29 protein-coding genes are annotated in these 15,863 nt (G+C 35.7%); all 29 read right to left on the bottom strand.

Annotation, left to right across the window (positions count from 1 at the left end):
- Positions 1-32: 32 nt before the first annotated feature.
- Positions 33-1,025 carry a DNA-directed RNA polymerase subunit alpha gene (locus tag ACIQ2L_RS04520; RefSeq protein WP_396156842.1) on the bottom strand — a complete coding sequence of 331 codons (993 nt, stop codon included), beginning with the start codon at positions 1,023-1,025 and terminating at the stop codon, positions 33-35.
- A 21-nt stretch (positions 1,026-1,046) separates the two neighbouring features.
- Positions 1,047-1,652, bottom strand: a complete 606-nt coding sequence (rpsD, locus tag ACIQ2L_RS04515) for a 30S ribosomal protein S4 (RefSeq protein ID WP_396156840.1) — start codon at positions 1,650-1,652, stop codon at positions 1,047-1,049.
- 133 nt (positions 1,653-1,785) lie between these two features.
- Positions 1,786-2,169, bottom strand: coding sequence for a 30S ribosomal protein S11 (gene rpsK / locus ACIQ2L_RS04510; protein WP_091467573.1), 384 nt, complete (start codon positions 2,167-2,169; stop codon positions 1,786-1,788).
- An 8-nt stretch (positions 2,170-2,177) separates the two neighbouring features.
- Complete coding sequence (gene rpsM, locus ACIQ2L_RS04505) at positions 2,178-2,552, bottom strand: 30S ribosomal protein S13 (RefSeq protein WP_264520636.1); 375 nt, start codon at positions 2,550-2,552, stop codon at positions 2,178-2,180.
- A gap of 2 nt (positions 2,553-2,554) precedes the next feature.
- The gene (gene ykgO, locus ACIQ2L_RS04500; protein WP_081932050.1) at positions 2,555-2,671 is read right to left on the bottom strand and encodes a type B 50S ribosomal protein L36; all 117 of its coding nucleotides are present in this window, start codon (positions 2,669-2,671) and stop codon (positions 2,555-2,557) included.
- Positions 2,672-2,739: 68 nt separating this feature from the next.
- Positions 2,740-2,955 carry a translation initiation factor IF-1 gene (gene infA / locus ACIQ2L_RS04495; protein ID WP_026714631.1) on the bottom strand — a complete coding sequence of 72 codons (216 nt, stop codon included), beginning with the start codon at positions 2,953-2,955 and terminating at the stop codon, positions 2,740-2,742.
- A 5-nt stretch (positions 2,956-2,960) separates the two neighbouring features.
- Positions 2,961-4,304 carry a preprotein translocase subunit SecY gene (gene secY / locus ACIQ2L_RS04490; protein ID WP_396156837.1) on the bottom strand — a complete coding sequence of 448 codons (1,344 nt, stop codon included), beginning with the start codon at positions 4,302-4,304 and terminating at the stop codon, positions 2,961-2,963.
- A gap of 11 nt (positions 4,305-4,315) precedes the next feature.
- Complete coding sequence (rplO, locus tag ACIQ2L_RS04485; protein WP_396156835.1) at positions 4,316-4,768, bottom strand: 50S ribosomal protein L15; 453 nt, start codon at positions 4,766-4,768, stop codon at positions 4,316-4,318.
- Between the two features lie 11 nt (positions 4,769-4,779).
- A complete protein-coding gene (rpmD, locus tag ACIQ2L_RS04480; RefSeq protein ID WP_396156833.1) occupies positions 4,780-4,962 on the bottom strand; it encodes a 50S ribosomal protein L30 in 183 nt (60 codons plus the stop codon).
- Between the two features lie 12 nt (positions 4,963-4,974).
- Complete coding sequence (gene rpsE / locus ACIQ2L_RS04475) at positions 4,975-5,499, bottom strand: 30S ribosomal protein S5 (RefSeq protein ID WP_396156831.1); 525 nt, start codon at positions 5,497-5,499, stop codon at positions 4,975-4,977.
- Between the two features lie 6 nt (positions 5,500-5,505).
- Complete coding sequence (gene rplR / locus ACIQ2L_RS04470) at positions 5,506-5,859, bottom strand: 50S ribosomal protein L18 (RefSeq protein ID WP_396156829.1); 354 nt, start codon at positions 5,857-5,859, stop codon at positions 5,506-5,508.
- An 11-nt stretch (positions 5,860-5,870) separates the two neighbouring features.
- Positions 5,871-6,413: a 50S ribosomal protein L6 gene (gene rplF, locus ACIQ2L_RS04465; RefSeq protein WP_396156827.1), complete on the bottom strand. Its 543-nt coding sequence runs from the start codon at positions 6,411-6,413 to the stop codon at positions 5,871-5,873.
- A 16-nt stretch (positions 6,414-6,429) separates the two neighbouring features.
- Positions 6,430-6,828: a 30S ribosomal protein S8 gene (gene rpsH / locus ACIQ2L_RS04460; protein WP_396156825.1), complete on the bottom strand. Its 399-nt coding sequence runs from the start codon at positions 6,826-6,828 to the stop codon at positions 6,430-6,432.
- Positions 6,829-6,969: 141 nt separating this feature from the next.
- Positions 6,970-7,239 carry a 30S ribosomal protein S14 gene (gene rpsN, locus ACIQ2L_RS04455; RefSeq protein ID WP_396156823.1) on the bottom strand — a complete coding sequence of 90 codons (270 nt, stop codon included), beginning with the start codon at positions 7,237-7,239 and terminating at the stop codon, positions 6,970-6,972.
- Between the two features lie 3 nt (positions 7,240-7,242).
- Positions 7,243-7,794: a 50S ribosomal protein L5 gene (rplE, locus tag ACIQ2L_RS04450; protein ID WP_396156821.1), complete on the bottom strand. Its 552-nt coding sequence runs from the start codon at positions 7,792-7,794 to the stop codon at positions 7,243-7,245.
- 2 nt (positions 7,795-7,796) lie between these two features.
- Positions 7,797-8,111 (bottom strand): 50S ribosomal protein L24, encoded by a 315-nt coding sequence (rplX, locus tag ACIQ2L_RS04445; protein WP_396156819.1) that lies wholly within the window; start codon positions 8,109-8,111, stop codon positions 7,797-7,799.
- Positions 8,112-8,122: 11 nt separating this feature from the next.
- Positions 8,123-8,491, bottom strand: coding sequence for a 50S ribosomal protein L14 (rplN, locus tag ACIQ2L_RS04440; protein ID WP_007803649.1), 369 nt, complete (start codon positions 8,489-8,491; stop codon positions 8,123-8,125).
- Positions 8,492-8,493: 2 nt separating this feature from the next.
- Positions 8,494-8,754 (bottom strand): 30S ribosomal protein S17, encoded by a 261-nt coding sequence (gene rpsQ, locus ACIQ2L_RS04435; protein ID WP_264520627.1) that lies wholly within the window; start codon positions 8,752-8,754, stop codon positions 8,494-8,496.
- Between the two features lie 16 nt (positions 8,755-8,770).
- Complete coding sequence (gene rpmC / locus ACIQ2L_RS04430) at positions 8,771-8,962, bottom strand: 50S ribosomal protein L29 (protein WP_396156817.1); 192 nt, start codon at positions 8,960-8,962, stop codon at positions 8,771-8,773.
- 12 nt (positions 8,963-8,974) lie between these two features.
- Complete coding sequence (gene rplP / locus ACIQ2L_RS04425) at positions 8,975-9,400, bottom strand: 50S ribosomal protein L16 (RefSeq protein ID WP_396156815.1); 426 nt, start codon at positions 9,398-9,400, stop codon at positions 8,975-8,977.
- A 19-nt stretch (positions 9,401-9,419) separates the two neighbouring features.
- On the bottom strand, positions 9,420-10,184 hold the full coding sequence (rpsC, locus tag ACIQ2L_RS04420) for a 30S ribosomal protein S3 (RefSeq protein ID WP_396156813.1): 765 nt from the start codon (positions 10,182-10,184) through the stop codon (positions 9,420-9,422).
- 5 nt (positions 10,185-10,189) lie between these two features.
- Positions 10,190-10,600 (bottom strand): 50S ribosomal protein L22, encoded by a 411-nt coding sequence (gene rplV / locus ACIQ2L_RS04415; RefSeq protein WP_290284598.1) that lies wholly within the window; start codon positions 10,598-10,600, stop codon positions 10,190-10,192.
- 6 nt (positions 10,601-10,606) lie between these two features.
- Positions 10,607-10,885 carry a 30S ribosomal protein S19 gene (gene rpsS / locus ACIQ2L_RS04410; RefSeq protein WP_007136562.1) on the bottom strand — a complete coding sequence of 93 codons (279 nt, stop codon included), beginning with the start codon at positions 10,883-10,885 and terminating at the stop codon, positions 10,607-10,609.
- A 10-nt stretch (positions 10,886-10,895) separates the two neighbouring features.
- Complete coding sequence (gene rplB / locus ACIQ2L_RS04405; protein WP_396156810.1) at positions 10,896-11,720, bottom strand: 50S ribosomal protein L2; 825 nt, start codon at positions 11,718-11,720, stop codon at positions 10,896-10,898.
- A gap of 6 nt (positions 11,721-11,726) precedes the next feature.
- Positions 11,727-12,017, bottom strand: coding sequence for a 50S ribosomal protein L23 (rplW, locus tag ACIQ2L_RS04400; RefSeq protein WP_290284594.1), 291 nt, complete (start codon positions 12,015-12,017; stop codon positions 11,727-11,729).
- 6 nt (positions 12,018-12,023) lie between these two features.
- Positions 12,024-12,653, bottom strand: a complete 630-nt coding sequence (gene rplD / locus ACIQ2L_RS04395) for a 50S ribosomal protein L4 (RefSeq protein WP_396156809.1) — start codon at positions 12,651-12,653, stop codon at positions 12,024-12,026.
- Positions 12,653-13,270 (bottom strand): 50S ribosomal protein L3, encoded by a 618-nt coding sequence (gene rplC / locus ACIQ2L_RS04390; RefSeq protein WP_396156807.1) that lies wholly within the window; start codon positions 13,268-13,270, stop codon positions 12,653-12,655. Before rplC ends, rplD begins: the two co-directional genes overlap by 1 nt.
- A 111-nt stretch (positions 13,271-13,381) precedes the next feature.
- The gene (rpsJ, locus tag ACIQ2L_RS04385) at positions 13,382-13,687 is read right to left on the bottom strand and encodes a 30S ribosomal protein S10 (RefSeq protein ID WP_136151632.1); all 306 of its coding nucleotides are present in this window, start codon (positions 13,685-13,687) and stop codon (positions 13,382-13,384) included.
- Positions 13,688-13,698: 11 nt separating this feature from the next.
- On the bottom strand, positions 13,699-15,855 hold the full coding sequence (fusA, locus tag ACIQ2L_RS04380; RefSeq protein ID WP_396156805.1) for an elongation factor G: 2,157 nt from the start codon (positions 15,853-15,855) through the stop codon (positions 13,699-13,701).
- Positions 15,856-15,863 lie beyond the last annotated feature (8 nt).

Raw genomic sequence — 15,863 nt, 5'->3', positions numbered from 1 at the left:
AATCCACCTTGGAGAGCAAAATATGAAGTAATTTATTCTTTATCTAATTTGTATTTACCTAAATCCATTCCGAACGTTAAGTTCTTATTGGCAACTAATTCATCTAACTCCGTTAGCGATTTTTTACCGAAGTTACGGAACTTCATAAGGTCATTTTTGTTGAAAGATACTAGATCTCCAAGTGTGTCAACTTCTGCAGCTTTCAAACAATTCAATGCTCGTACGGATAAATCCATATCAACAAGTTTTGTTTTAAGCAATTGTCTCATGTGTAATGATTCCTCATCATAAGACTCCGTTTGAGCAATTTCATCAGCTTCTAAAGTAATTCTCTCATCCGAGAATAACATAAAGTGGTGAATTAAAACTTTAGCAGCTTCAGTTAAAGCATCTTTTGGATTGATTGAACCATCAGTCTTGATTTCGAAAACTAATTTTTCATAATCTGTTTTTTGCTCCACACGGAAGTTTTCAATAGCATACTTAACATTTTTTACTGGAGTAAAAATGGAGTCAGTAAATATTGTTCCGATGGCTGCGTTTTGTTTTTTGTTCTCTTCTGCTGGAACATAACCACGACCTTTCTCGATAGTTAATTCCATATTAAGATTTACTTTGCGATCTAAATTACAAATAACTAAATCTGGGTTCAACACTTGAAAACCAGAGATGAATTTTTGAAAATCACCAGCTGTAATTTGATCTTTTCCTGAGATAGAGATAGAAACTGTTTCATTATCTACATCTTCGATCTGACGTTTGAAACGTACTTGTTTTAGATTTAAGATAATTTCAGTAACATCTTCTACTACTCCTGAAATAGTTGAAAACTCATGCTCAACACCATCAATTCTGATAGAGGTGATTGCATAACCTTCTAACGCAGAAAGTAAAACTCTTCTAAGTGCATTACCAACTGTCAATCCGTATCCTGGTTCTAAAGGTCTGAATTCAAACTTACCTTCAAAATCGGTTGAATCGATCATGATAACTTTATCGGGCTTCTGAAAATTAAATATTGCCATAATTTAGACTAATGTCAATTATTATTTGTTATACAATTCGACGATTAACTGCTCTTTAATATTTTCTGGGATTTGAAGTCTTGCAGGAACAGAAACGAAAGTTCCTTCCATCGTGTCATTATTCCATGTAATCCACTCATATACATGAGATGAATTTGATAATGATGCACCAATTGCTTCAACAGATTTAGATTTTTCACGAACGGCAACTTTGTCACCTGCTTTTAAGTGGTAAGAAGGAATGTTAACCAATTCTCCGTTCACAGTGATGTGACGGTGAGAAACGATTTGACGCGCTGCTCTTCTTGACGGAGCAATTCCCATTCTAAAAACTACGTTATCTAATCTAGCTTCGCATAACTGTAAAAGGATTTCACCAGTTACACCTTTAGAAGCCGCTGCTTTCTCGAATAAATTTCTGAATTGCTTTTCTAAAATTCCATAAGAATATTTAGCTTTTTGCTTTTCCATCAATTGGACAGCGTACTCAGATTTCTTTCCTCTTTTTTTAGCCATCCCGTGTTGTCCAGGAGGATAATTTCTTTTTTCGAAGGCTTTGTCTTCTCCGAATATCGCTTCTCCGAATTTACGGGCGATTCTTGTACTTGGACCAGTATATCTTGCCATTTTAAATTGTTTTAGATAGAGATTATGAATTCAGGTCGAATCCTTCGATAATCTTATTTTCTATCTTTTGTTATACTTAAATATATTAGATACTGAGATACTGAACTAAATTCAGCATAAATTCAGTATAAAATTAAACTCTACGTCTTTTAGGAGGACGACATCCGTTGTGTGGCATCGGAGTAACGTCAATGATTTCTGTTACTTCAATTCCCGAATTGTGTATCGAACGGATAGCAGACTCACGTCCGTTACCTGGTCCTTTAACATACACTTTAACTTTTTTAAGTCCAGCTTCTAATGCTACTTTACCGCAATCTTCTGCTGCCATTTGAGCTGCATACGGAGTATTCTTTTTAGAACCTCTGAAACCCATTTTACCTGCAGATGACCAAGAAATAACTTCACCTTTTTTGTTAGTCAAAGAAATGATGATGTTGTTAAAAGTTGCATTAATATGCGCTTCGCCAGATGATTCAACGATAACTTTACGTTTTTTTGTTGTTGCTTTAGCCATATTACTTATTATTTAGTTGCTTTTTTCTTGTTAGCAACAGTTTTTCTTTTACCTTTTCTTGTTCTAGAGTTGTTTTTAGTTCTTTGACCTCTTAATGGAAGACCAGATCTATGACGAATTCCTCTATAACATCCAATGTCCATTAAACGTTTAATGTGTAGTGAGACTTCTGAACGAAGTTCACCTTCAATTTTGTAATACGATACCGCATCACGGATTGCTCCGATTTCGTCATCATTCCAATCTTGAACTTTTGTATCTTGGCTTACTTGAGCTTTTTCTAAAATCTCAATTGCTCTACTTTTACCTACTCCGAAGATGTAGGTTAAAGCGATAACTCCTCTTTTGTTTTTAGGTATATCTACCCCTGCTATTCTTGCCATAACTATCCTTGTCTTTGTTTAAATCTAGGATTCTTTTTGTTGATTACGTATAATCTGCCTTTTCTTCGTACAATCTTGCACTCGGCACTTCTTTTTTTAACTGATGTTCTTACTTTCATCTGATTCGATTTAATTGTTTTTAAAAGGTCAGATGGAACTCGCCTGCTCGTTTCATCTTGAATATCTTTTAATATCTATAAGTAATTCTTGCTTTTGACAAATCATAAGGACTCATTTCTAGTTTTACTTTGTCACCGGGTAACAATTTAATGTAATGCATACGCATTTTTCCAGATATATGAGCAATTACAACATGTCCGTTTTCTAACTCCACACGGAACATTGCATTTGACAATGCTTCAATTATTGATCCGTCTTGTTCTATTGCTGATTGTTTTGCCATAAAAACTAAGCTACTGCTTTTCTATTTTTACCACTTTTCATCAATCCATCATAGTGTTTATTCAATAAATAAGAATTTATTTGCTGAATAGTATCGATAGCAACACCGACCATAATGATCAATGACGTACCACCATAAAACATAGCCCAAGATTGTTGCACATTAGCACTAACAACAATCGCTGGGAACACAGCAATTAACGCAAGAAATAATGAGCCAGGGAATGTAATTAGAGACATGATTCTATCTAAGAAATCTGCAGTTTCGATTCCAGGCTTAACACCAGGAATAAATCCACCGCTTCTTTTTAAATCATCTGCCATTTTATTTGTAGGTACAGTAATTGCCGTGTAAAAGAATGTAAAGATTACAATCAATGAAGCAAAAACTACATTGTACCAAAGACCAAACATATCACTAAACGTACTTGCAATAGATTGTGAAGTTTCTGATTTTGAAAGTCCTGCCACTGCAGCAGGTATAAACATAATAGCTTGAGCAAAAATGATTGGCATTACTCCGGCAGAATTCAATTTTAACGGAATCCATTGTCTGTTTCCACCCATCATGTCTTGTTCGAAATCTCCGGTTGTTGTACGACGTGCATATTGTACCGGAATTTTTCTAACGGCCATAACTAATAGTACACAGGCAATAATTACTAATAACCAAATAATGATTTCAAGTACTAATAACATAGGTCCACCATTATTATTGGTCACTTTTGAAGTAAACTCTTGGTATAATGCTTGTGGTAATCTAGCAAGAATACCCACCATAATTAATAGCGAAATACCGTTACCGATACCTTTATCTGTAATTTTTTCTCCTAACCACATTGCAAAAATAGTTCCTGTAGTAAGGATTAAAACCGATGAAAATAAGAATGAGAATGAATCAAATCCTAAAAGGAATGCGCTATTTGGTAAAGTTCTGTATAAGTTATAGATATAACCAGGACCTTGAACTAAAGTTATAGCGATGGTTAACCATCTTGTAATTTGATTTAATTTCTTTCTGCCGCTTTCACCATCTTTTTGTAATTTTTGCAGATAAGGAATGGCAATTCCCATTAACTGAACAACGATTGAAGCCGAAATGTAGGGCATGATGCCTAATGCAAACACAGACGCTTTTGAAAAAGCTCCACCAGTAAACATATCTAGTATTGATCCAATACCATTATCTGTTTGGCCAGCAAGACCGCTTAATTGAGTAGCATCAATACCCGGTAGCGTAACGTGCGCGCCAAATCTATAAACCAATAATAGACCAAGAGTTACCAAGATTCTATTTTTTAGTTCTTCTATTTTCCAAACATTACTAAATGATTCAAAAAATTTCTTCATTGTTATTACAATTATAGTGTTACCGCTTCTCCACCAGCAGCTTCAATAGCCGCTTTAGCAGTAGCCGTAAATTTGTGGGCTGTTACTTTTAATTTTGCTTTCAATTGGCCTCTACCAAGTATTTTAACCATTTCGTTTTTAGTGGCCAAACGGTTTTCAACAATAACTGTAAAATCTACAGTATCGGTAACAATTCCGTTATCTACTAATAATTGAAGGTTATCAAGATTTATTCCTTGATATTCTTTACGATTAACATTTGTGAAACCAAACTTAGGCACACGTCTTTGAAGTGGCATTTGACCTCCTTCAAAACCAATCTTTTTAGAATAACCAGAACGAGACTTAGCTCCTTTGTGACCTCTTGCAGAAGTACCACCTTTACCAGAACCTTCTCCTCTACCCAATCTTTTGTTTTGATTGTGTGTTGAACCTTCAGCAGGTTGTAAGTTACTTAAATTCATAACTGTATTTGTTATTTAACTTCCTCTACGGAAACTAAGTGTTTAACTTTATTTATCATTCCAAGGATAGCTGGATTGGAATCATGCTCTACAACTTGTCCCATTTTACGGAGACCTAAAGCTTGTAATCCTCTTTTTTGTGTGAGTGGACAGTTGATTTTGCTTCTAACTTGTTTTACTAATAATTTAGCCATAATTTCCTTGAATTAACCTTTAAAAACTTTTTCTAAAGAAATACCTCTTTGTTTTGCAACAGTAACAGCACTTCTCATTTGTAATAAAGCATCAAAAGTTGCTTTTACCACGTTGTGAGGGTTTGATGAACCTTGTGATTTTGATAATACATCGTGAATACCAACTGATTCAAGAACCGAACGAACAGCTCCACCAGCAATTACACCAGTACCATGAGATGCAGGCATCAAATATACTGCAGCACCACCAAATTTTCCTTTTTGTTCGTGTGGTACAGATTGTCCACTCAATGGAATTCTAACCAAATTTTTCTTAGCATCTTCTACTGCTTTAGCAATTGCTTCAGAAACATCTTTGGACTTTCCTAATCCGTGACCAACTACACCATTTTCATCGCCTACAACAACAATGGCAGAAAAACCGAATGCTCTTCCTCCTTTTGTTACTTTTGTAACACGATTTACACTTACCAAACGATCTTTTAATTCAAGACCACTAGGCTTTACTAACTCTACGTTTTTGTATCCGTTATACATAATTTCTTAGAATTTAAGTCCAGCTGCTCTCGCGCCTTCCGCTAATGATTTAATACGACCGTGGTATAAATAACCTCCTCTATCGAAAGTTACTTCTGTTATCCCAGCTTTTAAAGCTTTTTCAGCAACCAGTTTTCCAACTGATGTTGCAACTTCAATACTTGTTCCTTTTACATCTACTCCTTTATCTTTTGATGAAGCAGCCAATAAAGTAACTCCATTCACATCATCAATTAGTTGTGTATAGATTTCTTTATTACTTCTGAATACAGAGAGTCTTGGTCTAGCAGCAGTACCGCTAACAATCTTTCTGATTCTGAATTTAATTCTTTGTCTTCTTTCAGTTTTTGTTAATGACATAATACTACTTTTTACGCTGATTTACCTGCTTTTCTTCTCAATACTTCACCAACAAACTTAACTCCTTTTCCTTTGTAAGGTTCTGGTTTACGGAAACCTCTGATTTTCGCAGCGATTTGTCCAATTAATTGTTTGTCGAAAGATGTTAACTTCACTATTGGATTTTTACCTTTTTCAGATATTGTTTCTAATTTAACTTCTGGAGCTAATTCTAAAACAATATTGTGTGAAAAACCTAAAGCTAAATCTAATTTTTGTCCTTGGTTTGAAGCCCTGTAACCTACTCCAACCAATTCTAATTCTTTTGTAAACCCTTCAGATACTCCAGTAACCATGTTATTGATTAACGATCGATATAATCCGTGTTTTGCTCTATGATCTTTACTATCAGATGGTCTTTCAACTGTAATTTGACCTTCTTCAACTTTAACTGTTACGTCTGCGTAATCTTGTGTAAGTTGACCTAATTTTCCTTTAACTATAATTACTGTTTCGCTAACTTCTACAGTAACACCAGCAGGAATCGAAATTGGATTTTTACCTATTCTTGACATTGTTTGACTGTTTTAATTAGTATACGTAACAAATTACTTCTCCACCAACATTTAATTGCTTCGCTTGTTTCCCGGTCATTAAACCTTTTGAAGTGGAAACAATAGCAATTCCTAATCCGTTAAGGATTCTTGGGATTTTTGAAGAACCAGCGTACTTGCGTAGACCTGGCTTACTGATTCTTTGGATATCTTTTATCACAGAGTCTTTAGTATCTTTATCATACTTCAGAGCAATTTTGATGGTTCCTTGAACAGAACTATCATCAAATTTGTAACTTAAAATATATCCTTGATCGAATAAAATTTTTGTGATTTCTTTTTTAAGATTAGATGCTGGAATCTCAACCACTTTGTGATTGGCTCTCACTGCATTTCTAATTCTAGTCAGAAAATCTGCAATAGGATCTGTATACATATTTATTAAATTGCGGCAGCGGTTTTCAATAAAACTATTTCATTGAACCTGAAGCCATTAAACTCTTTTTTTTTACAACAGAAATTGAGTGTTACCATTAAAAAGCCGGCAAATGTACAATTATCCGTTGAAATAAACTAACTACCAGCTAGCTTTTCTAACACCTGGTATCAATCCTTGATTAGCCATTTCACGGAATGTTACACGTGAAATACCGAATTGACGCATATACCCTCTTGGTCTTCCTGTCAATTTACAACGATTGTGCATACGAACAGGTGAAGCATTTTTAGGTAATTTTTGTAAACCTTCGTAATCTTTAGCTTCTAGTAAAGCTTTTCTTTTCTCAGCGTACTTTGCTACCGTTTTTTCTCTCTTAACCTCGCGGGCTTTCATTGATTCTTTAGCCATGTCTTAATTCTTTTTAAAAGGTAAACCTAATTCTGCTAATAATGATTTTGCTTCTTTATCGGTGTTTGCAGAAGTTACGAAAGTAATGTCCAAACCTGATATTTTATTTACTTTGTCAATATCAATTTCAGGGAAAATGATTTGTTCAGTAACACCAAGATTGTAATTTCCTCTTCCGTCAAAACCTGTAGCTTTGATACCGCTGAAATCTCTAACACGTGGTAAAGATGAAGTAATAAGTCTGTCTAAAAACTCATACATTCTTTCTCCTCTTAGAGTTACTTTTGCTCCAATTGGCATACCTTTTCTCAATTTGAAAGACGCAACGTCTTTTTTAGAGATTGTAGATACTGCTTTTTGGCCAGTTACTTTTGTCAACTCATCAACTGCATAGTCAACCAGTTTTTTATCAGATACTGCTGCTCCAACTCCACGGCTTAAAACGATTTTTTCCAATTTTGGAACTTGCATTACGTTTTTATAACCGAATTCTTCTTTAAGGGCAGCAATTACTCTGTCCTTATATTCTTGTTTAAGTCTAGGTGAATATGCCATAACTATAGTACTTGATTAGATTTTTTTGAAAATCTCACTTTCTTATCTCCTTCTACTTTAATTCCAACTTTTGTAGCTTCTTTTGATTTTGGGTCAATTAAAGACAAATTTGAAATATGAATAGGAGCTTCTTTCTTAACGATCCCTCCTTGAGGGTTTTTTGCACTTGGTTTTGTATGTTTTGAAACCATGTTTACACCTTCAACAATCGCTTTGTTCTTTTCACGGTCAACACGCATAACTTTACCTTCAGAACCTTTATGGTCTCCAGCGATAACCTTTACCGTATCTCCTGATTTTATTTTTAGCTTTATCATCTTACTATGAATTAAAGCACTTCTGGTGCTAATGATACAATTTTCATGAATTGTTTTTCACGAAGTTCTCTTGCCACTGGACCAAAAACACGAGTTCCTCTCATTTCGCCTGCAGCATTCAAAAGAACACATGCATTGTCATCAAAACGGATATAAGAACCATCGGCTCTTCTCACTTCTTTTTTGGTACGTACAACAACTGCAGTTGAAACAGCACCTTTCTTAACGTTACCGTTTGGTGTTGCATCTTTAATTGAAACTACAATTTTATCTCCAACAGAGGCATAACGACGTTTCGTTCCTCCTAATACACGGATAGTCAAAACTTCTTTTGCTCCTGTGTTATCTGCGACTTTTAGTCTTGATTCTTGTTGTACCATAATTATTTAGCTCTTTCAATGATTTCAACTAGTCTCCAACATTTAGTTTTAGATAAAGGCCGTGTTTCCATGATCTTTACTGTATCACCAATGTTACAGTCATTTGTTTCGTCGTGTGCATGAAACTTTTTAGTTTTTAACACGAACTTACCGTATAATGGGTGTTTTACTTTAGTTACTTGAGCCACAACAATAGACTTGTCCATTTTGTTTGAAGTAACCACACCAATTCTCTCTTTTCTTAAATTTCTTTTATCTTCCATTTTAGCTAGCATACAATTATTGTAACTCTCTTTTAGTTAGCTCAGTTGCTACTCTAGCAACTGCTCTTCTAGCACTTCTAATTTGAAGTGGATTTGCAATTGGCGAAATAGCGTGAGCATTTTTTAGATCTGAATACGCTTTTCTTAGTTGACTAAGTTGAACTTGTAACTCAGCGGCGGATAGATTTATAATTTCTGATTGTTTCATAATATTTTTTGATTATGCTTCGAAATCTCTAGCAACGACAAACTTAGTTTTTACGGGAAGTTTTTGAGCAGCAAGACGTAACGCCTCTTTTGCAACAGAAAGTGGAACTCCACCAACTTCAAACATAATTCTTCCCGGTTTTACAATTGCAGCCCAATATTCGACCGCACCTTTACCTTTACCCATACGTACCTCAAGAGGCTTTTTAGTTATTGGTTTATCTGGGAAAATATTGATCCATAATTGACCTTCTCTTTTCATATATCTAGTTGCGGCAATACGCGCAGCTTCTATTTGACGTGAAGTTAAAAACATTCCGTTTTCGTGTACAGATTTAATTCCAAACATTCCACTAGAAAGTTCGTGCCCTCTTTGAGCATTTCCTTTCATTTTACCCTTCTGTACCTTACGGTATTTTGTTCTTTTAGGCTGTAACATTTTTCTTTAATTTAAAAATTTACTTTCTTTTACGGTCTCCCGCAGGTTTTCTATCCTTATTAAAAGGTTTTCTGTCTCCTCTTGGAGAATCTACACCTTTACTACCACCTTGCCCAGCTTGTTTTTTGTCCATGCCTACGAGTGGAGAAAGATCTCTTTTTCCATAAACCTCACCTTTCATGATCCATACTTTGATACCCATTCTACCATAAGTAGTATGTGCTTCAGCCAAAGCATAATCAATATCAGCTCTGAAAGTTGATAGAGGAATTCTACCTTCTTTGAATTGTTCCGAACGTGCCATTTCAGCTCCGTTCAAACGACCAGAAATCAAAACTTTAATACCCTCTGCATTCATACGCATTGCCGCTGCGATAGCCATTTTAATGGCTCTTCTGTATGATATACGGCTTTCGATTTGACGCGCAATACTAGTTCCAACTAAATAGGCATCTAATTCCGGTCTTTTAATTTCAAAGATGTTAATTTGAACCTCTTTGTCAGTAACTTTCTTAAGTTCTTCTTTTAACTTGTCTACCTCTTGACCACCTTTCCCGATAATAATACCAGGTCTAGCAGTAGTGATAGTAACGGTTACAAGTTTCAAAGTTCTCTCGATGATTACTTTTGATACACTAGCTTTTGATAAACGAGCATGAATGTACTTTCTGATTTTATAATCTTCAGCGATTTTGTCACCGTAATCATTTCCACCATACCAGTTTGAATCCCATCCTCTGATGATCCCAAGTCTGTTTCCTATTGGATTTGTCTTTTGTCCCATCTTACTTAATTTGCTTGTGTGTTATCTAATTGTCCTAATACGATAGTAACGTGGTTAGAACGTTTTCTAATTCTGTGTGCTCTTCCTTGTGGCGCTGGACGAAGTCTTTTCAACATCATTCCACCATCTACTGTGATAGTTTTTATAAATAAGCCAGCTTCAGAAACGTTTCCTTCTGCATTTTTCTGCTCCCAATTGTTGATGGCAGACAATACTAATTTCTCTAATTTTCTTGAAGCTTCTTTTGAGCTAAATCTTAAAATATTTAAAGCTCTTTCCACTTTCTGACCTCTTACCAAGTCTGCTACTAAGCGCATTTTTCTAGGTGAAGTAGGGCAGTTATTCAATTTCGCGAAAGCAATCGACTTATTAGCCTCTTTTCTCGCATCTGCTGTTTCTCTTTTACGAACTCCCATTGCTTCTTATTTTTTACCTTTATTTTTTGCTCCAGCGTGACCTCTAAAAGATCTAGTTGGTGAAAACTCTCCTAATTTGTGTCCTACCATGTTCTCAGTTACATAAACTGGAACAAATTGACGACCATTGTGTACTGCAATTGTTTGCCCAACAAAATCTGGAGTAATCATGGATGCTCTAGACCAAGTCTTTACAACACCTTTATTTCCACCAGCAATATTTTCTTGAACTTTCTTATCTAATTTATAGTGTACAAAAGGTCCTTTTTTTAATGAACGTGCCATGTCTATCTAATTATTTCTTTCTGCGTTCAACAATATACTTATTACTCGGGTTCACTTTAGAACGAGTTCTATACCCTTTGGCAGGAAGACCTTTTCTAGAACGTGGGTGACCTCCTGAAGAACGTCCTTCTCCACCACCCATTGGGTGATCAACAGGGTTCATTGCAACTGGTCTTGTTCTTGGTCTTCTTCCTAACCATCTTGTTCTACCTGCTTTTCCAGATACAATCAATTGGTGGTCAGAGTTAGAAACCGCTCCAATAGTTGCCGAACATGTCAACAAGATTAATCTTGTTTCACCTGATGGCATTTTGATTGTAGCATACTTTCCGTCTCTTGCCATTAATTGAGCAAATGTTCCAGCAGAACGAGCAATTACTGCTCCTTGTCCTGGTCGCAATTCGATACATGAAATTACAGTCCCCAATGGAATTTTGCTCAATGACAAAGTATTTCCAATTTCAGGAGCCGCACCTTCTCCAGACACAACTGTCTGCCCTACTTGCAAACCGTTTTGAGCCACAATATATGTTTTCTCACCATCTGCATACCACAATAATGCGATAAAAGCAGTTCTATTTGGATCATATTCAATTGATTTGACAGTAGCTGGAATTCCAACTTTAGTTCTTTTGAAATCAATCATACGATACCTTTGTTTATGTCCACCGCCTGTATAACGCATGGTCATCTTTCCTTGACTATTTCTACCTCCTGAGTTTTTTATCGGTGCTAACAAAGAGCGCTCCGGCTTATCAGTCGTGATGGCGTCAAAACCATTCACAACTCTAAAACGCTGACCAGGGGTAATAGGTTTTAATTTTCTAACTGACATTTTCTATTAGATATTATTATAAAAATCTATTGTTTCTCCTTCTTTTACTTGAACAATTGCTTTTTTGTAAGCATTTGTTTTTCCGCTGATCAAACCACTTTTAGTATATTTAGTAGTTCTATCAGCTCTATAGTTCATCGTGTTCACATCAACAACAGTAATTCCATAAGCAGCCTCTATGGCTTTCTTAATTTGAACTTTGTTGGCTTTTTTGTCAACAACAAAACCAAAACGATTGAAAACCTCACCTTCTTTGGTAATTTTTTCTGTTATGATAGGTTTAATTATGATACTCATGGCCTGTTATTTACTTAAATTTTCAACAATTCCTTCTAAAGAACCCTCTGAAAGAACTAAGTTATTTGCGTTTAATATCGCATAAGTGCTTAATTCTGAGTTGGTTACAACGCTAGATGCTTTCAAATTACGTGACGACAAATATACATTTTTATTTGATTCACCCAACACAAACAAAGATTTTTTGTTTTCTAACCCCAATGCTTTCAAAACATTGATGAAATTTTTAGTGTTTGGTGTTTCAAAATTGAAGTCTTCAACAACTACTATATTTGATTCTTTTGCTTTAATAGAGAATGCAGATTTTCTAGCTAATCGCTTTAAACTTTTATTCAATTTGAAAGAATAACTTCTTGGACGCGGTCCAAAAACGGTACCTCCACCTTTGAATAAAGGATTCTTTGCACTACCAGCACGAGCGGTACCGGTACCTTTTTGTTTTTTAATCTTACGAGTAGAACCAGCAACTTCAGCTCTTTCTTTAGCTTTGTGTGTTCCTTGTCTTTGATTTGCTAAATATTGTTTAACATCAAGATAAACCGCATGATTATTTGGCTCGATTGCGAAAACTGAATCAGAAAGTTGCACTTTTCTCCCAGTATCTTTTCCTGTTTTATCTAAAACTTTTACTTCCATTACTTCTGAATGATTACGAAAGAGTTTTTGCATCCAGGAATAGCTCCTTTAACAACAAGTAGGTTCTTTTCAGCCACTACTTTTAAAACTCTAAGATTTTGTACTTTCACATTATCTCCTCCCATTCTTCCTGCCATACGCATTCCTTTGAATACACGTGATGGATAAGAAGAAGCTCCTACAGAACCTGGCGCTCTCAAACGGTTGTGTTGACCATGTGTAGCTTGTCCAACACCACCAAAACCGTGACGTTTTACAACACCTTGAAAACCTTTACCTTTTGATACACCTTGTACATCAACAAATTCTCCTTCGCTGAATACTTCCACGGTGATGTTGTCACCTAATTTGTAATTATCTTCAAATCCTTGGAATTCAACGACTTTTTTCTTGGCAGATGTTCCCGCTTTTTTAAAGTGACCTAAGTCAGCTTTAGTGGCGTGTTTTTCTGCTTTGTCATCGAAACCAAGTTGAAGAGCTGAATACCCGTCAACCTCATTGGTTCTGACTTGGGTAACGACACAAGGGCCAGCTTCGATTACTGTACAAGGAATGTTCTTCCCGTTTTCATCGAAAATGCTAGTCATGCCGATTTTTCTTCCAATTAACCCAGACATATTAAACTATTTATAATTATTACTTGTTTACTTTTTTTCAGTATTAATAATTAAGTATTAAGTACTAAGACAAAAATCTTAATACTTAATACTCTTTACTTAGTACTATGCTTATACTTTAATCTCTACTTCAACACCACTAGGTAACTCTAATTTCATAAGAGCATCAATAGTTTTTGAAGATGAAGAATAAATATCCAACAATCTTTTATACGAACTTACTTGAAATTGTTCTCTCGCTTTTTTGTTAACGTGAGGAGAACGCAATACAGTAAATATTTTTTTGTGCGTAGGTAACGGAATAGGACCTGTTACAACAGCACCTGTGCTTTTCACAGTTTTTACGATTTTCTCTGCTGATTTATCAACCAACATATGATCGTAAGACTTTAATTTTATTCTAATTTTTTGACTCATCTTGATAAGAATTAAGCGTTACCTTTTGCTTTTTTGATTACTTCCTCAGAAATATTTGAAGGAGTTTGTTCGTAGTGTGAAAATTCCATTGTAGAAGTTGCTCTTCCTGAAGATAATGTTCTTAATGTTGTTACATAACCAAACATTTCAGATAAAGGCACATCAGCCTTGATAGTTTTCGCACCATTTCTGTCACCCATGTCATTTACCTGACCTCTACGACGGTTGATATCACCTACGATATCTCCCATGTTTTCTTCTGGTGTAATAACTTCCATTTTCATGATAGGCTCAAGAATAACAGCTCCAGCTGCTTTTGCTACTTCTCTGTACCCCATTCTTGCTGCTAATTCAAAAGAAAGCGCATCAGAATCCACAGGGTGGAAAGATCCGTCTAATAAAGTAACTTTTAAACTATCAACTTGGTATCCTGCTAAAGGACCCGTTTTCATAGCTTCACGGAAACCTTTTTCAACAGAAGGAATATATTCTTTAGGAACGTTACCCCCTTTTACGGCATTGACAAACTGTAAACCAACAGGAGTTTTACCATCCACTAGATCAGCAGGCTCAAGAATAAATACGATATCACCGAATTTACCGCGTCCACCAGATTGTTTCTTATATGTTTCTCTATGTTGAGCAGATTTTGTGAAAGCTTCTTTATATTCAACTTGAGGCTCACCTTGGTTTACTTCAACTTTGAATTCACGTTTCATACGATCTACAAGGATGTCTAAGTGTAACTCACCCATTCCTGAAATAATCGTTTGACCTGAAGCTTCGTCAGTTCTTACTGTAAACGTTGGATCCTCTTCAGCTAGTTTTGCCAAAGCCATACCCATTTTATCAACGTCAGCTTTAGTTTTTGGCTCAATAGCGATACCAATTACCGGCGCTGGGAATTTCATTGACTCAAGAATAATTGGGTGTTTTTCATCACACATAGTATCTCCAGTCTTGATATCCTTAAATCCAACTGCTGCGCCAATATCACCTGCTTCGATATAATCGATTGGGTTTTGTTTGTTAGCGTGCATCTGGTAGATACGAGAAATTCTTTCTTTGTTTCCTGAACGTGTGTTCAAGATGTATGAACCTGCATCCAAACGACCTGAATACGCACGGAAGAAAGCTAAACGACCAACATAAGGGTCAGTAGCAATTTTAAATGCTAAAGCTGCGAACGGCTCTTTTACATCAGGACGACGTAAGATTTTAACCTGATCTTCCTCTAATAAATCAGCATCATCAGGATGAATTCCTTCAATACCTTCTTTATCTAAAGGAGATGGTAAATATTTACATACAGCATCCAACATGAATTGAACACCTTTATTTTTAAATGAAGATCCTGCAATCATAGGAATGATAGCCATATCCATAGTTGCAGCTCTTAATGCTGTGTTGATTTCTTCCTCAGTGATAGAGTTTTCATCTTCCATGAATTTCTCTAAAAGGTTTTCATCATAATCAGCAACTGCTTCAATAAGGATTGATCTGTATTCTTTAACTTCCGCAAGCATATCCTCTGGGATAGGCACAATATCAAAAGTAGCTCCTAGTGTTTCATCATGCCATACAATAGCTTGATTTTTAACTAAATCTACCACTCCTTTAAAGTCATTTTCCTCACCTATTGGTAATGTAATCGCAACAGCGTTAGACTTTAACATGTCTCGAACTTGTTGACAAACCATTAAGAAGTTAGAACCCTGACGGTCCATTTTGTTTACGAATCCCATACGCGGAACTCTATATTGATCAGCCAATCTCCAGTTAGTTTCTGATTGTGGTTCCACACCATCAACAGCAGAAAATAAGAAAACTAATCCATCCAGTACACGTAAGGAACGGTTTACCTCTACGGTAAAGTCAACGTGTCCCGGGGTATCAATAATATTAAAGTGATAATCCTGAGAAGTTGGTAATGGTTTACCTTGTTCCGTTGGAAAACTCCATTCACAAGTAGTAGCAGCAGAAGTAATGGTTATACCTCTTTCCTGCTCTTGTGCCATCCAGTCCATTGTTGCAGCACCATCGTGTACTTCACCAATTTTATGTGATTTTCCGGTATAGAATAATATACGCTCCGTTGTTGTTGTTTTACCAGCATCAATGTGAGCCGCAATTCCGATATTTCTTGTAAATTTTAGATCTCTAGCCATTTCTTAAA

The sequence above is a fragment of the Flavobacterium sp. genome, from assembly GCF_044369455.1.
Lineage (GTDB): Bacteria > Bacteroidota > Bacteroidia > Flavobacteriales > Flavobacteriaceae > Flavobacterium.
This window is presented reverse-complemented; position numbering and strand designations above follow the sequence as displayed.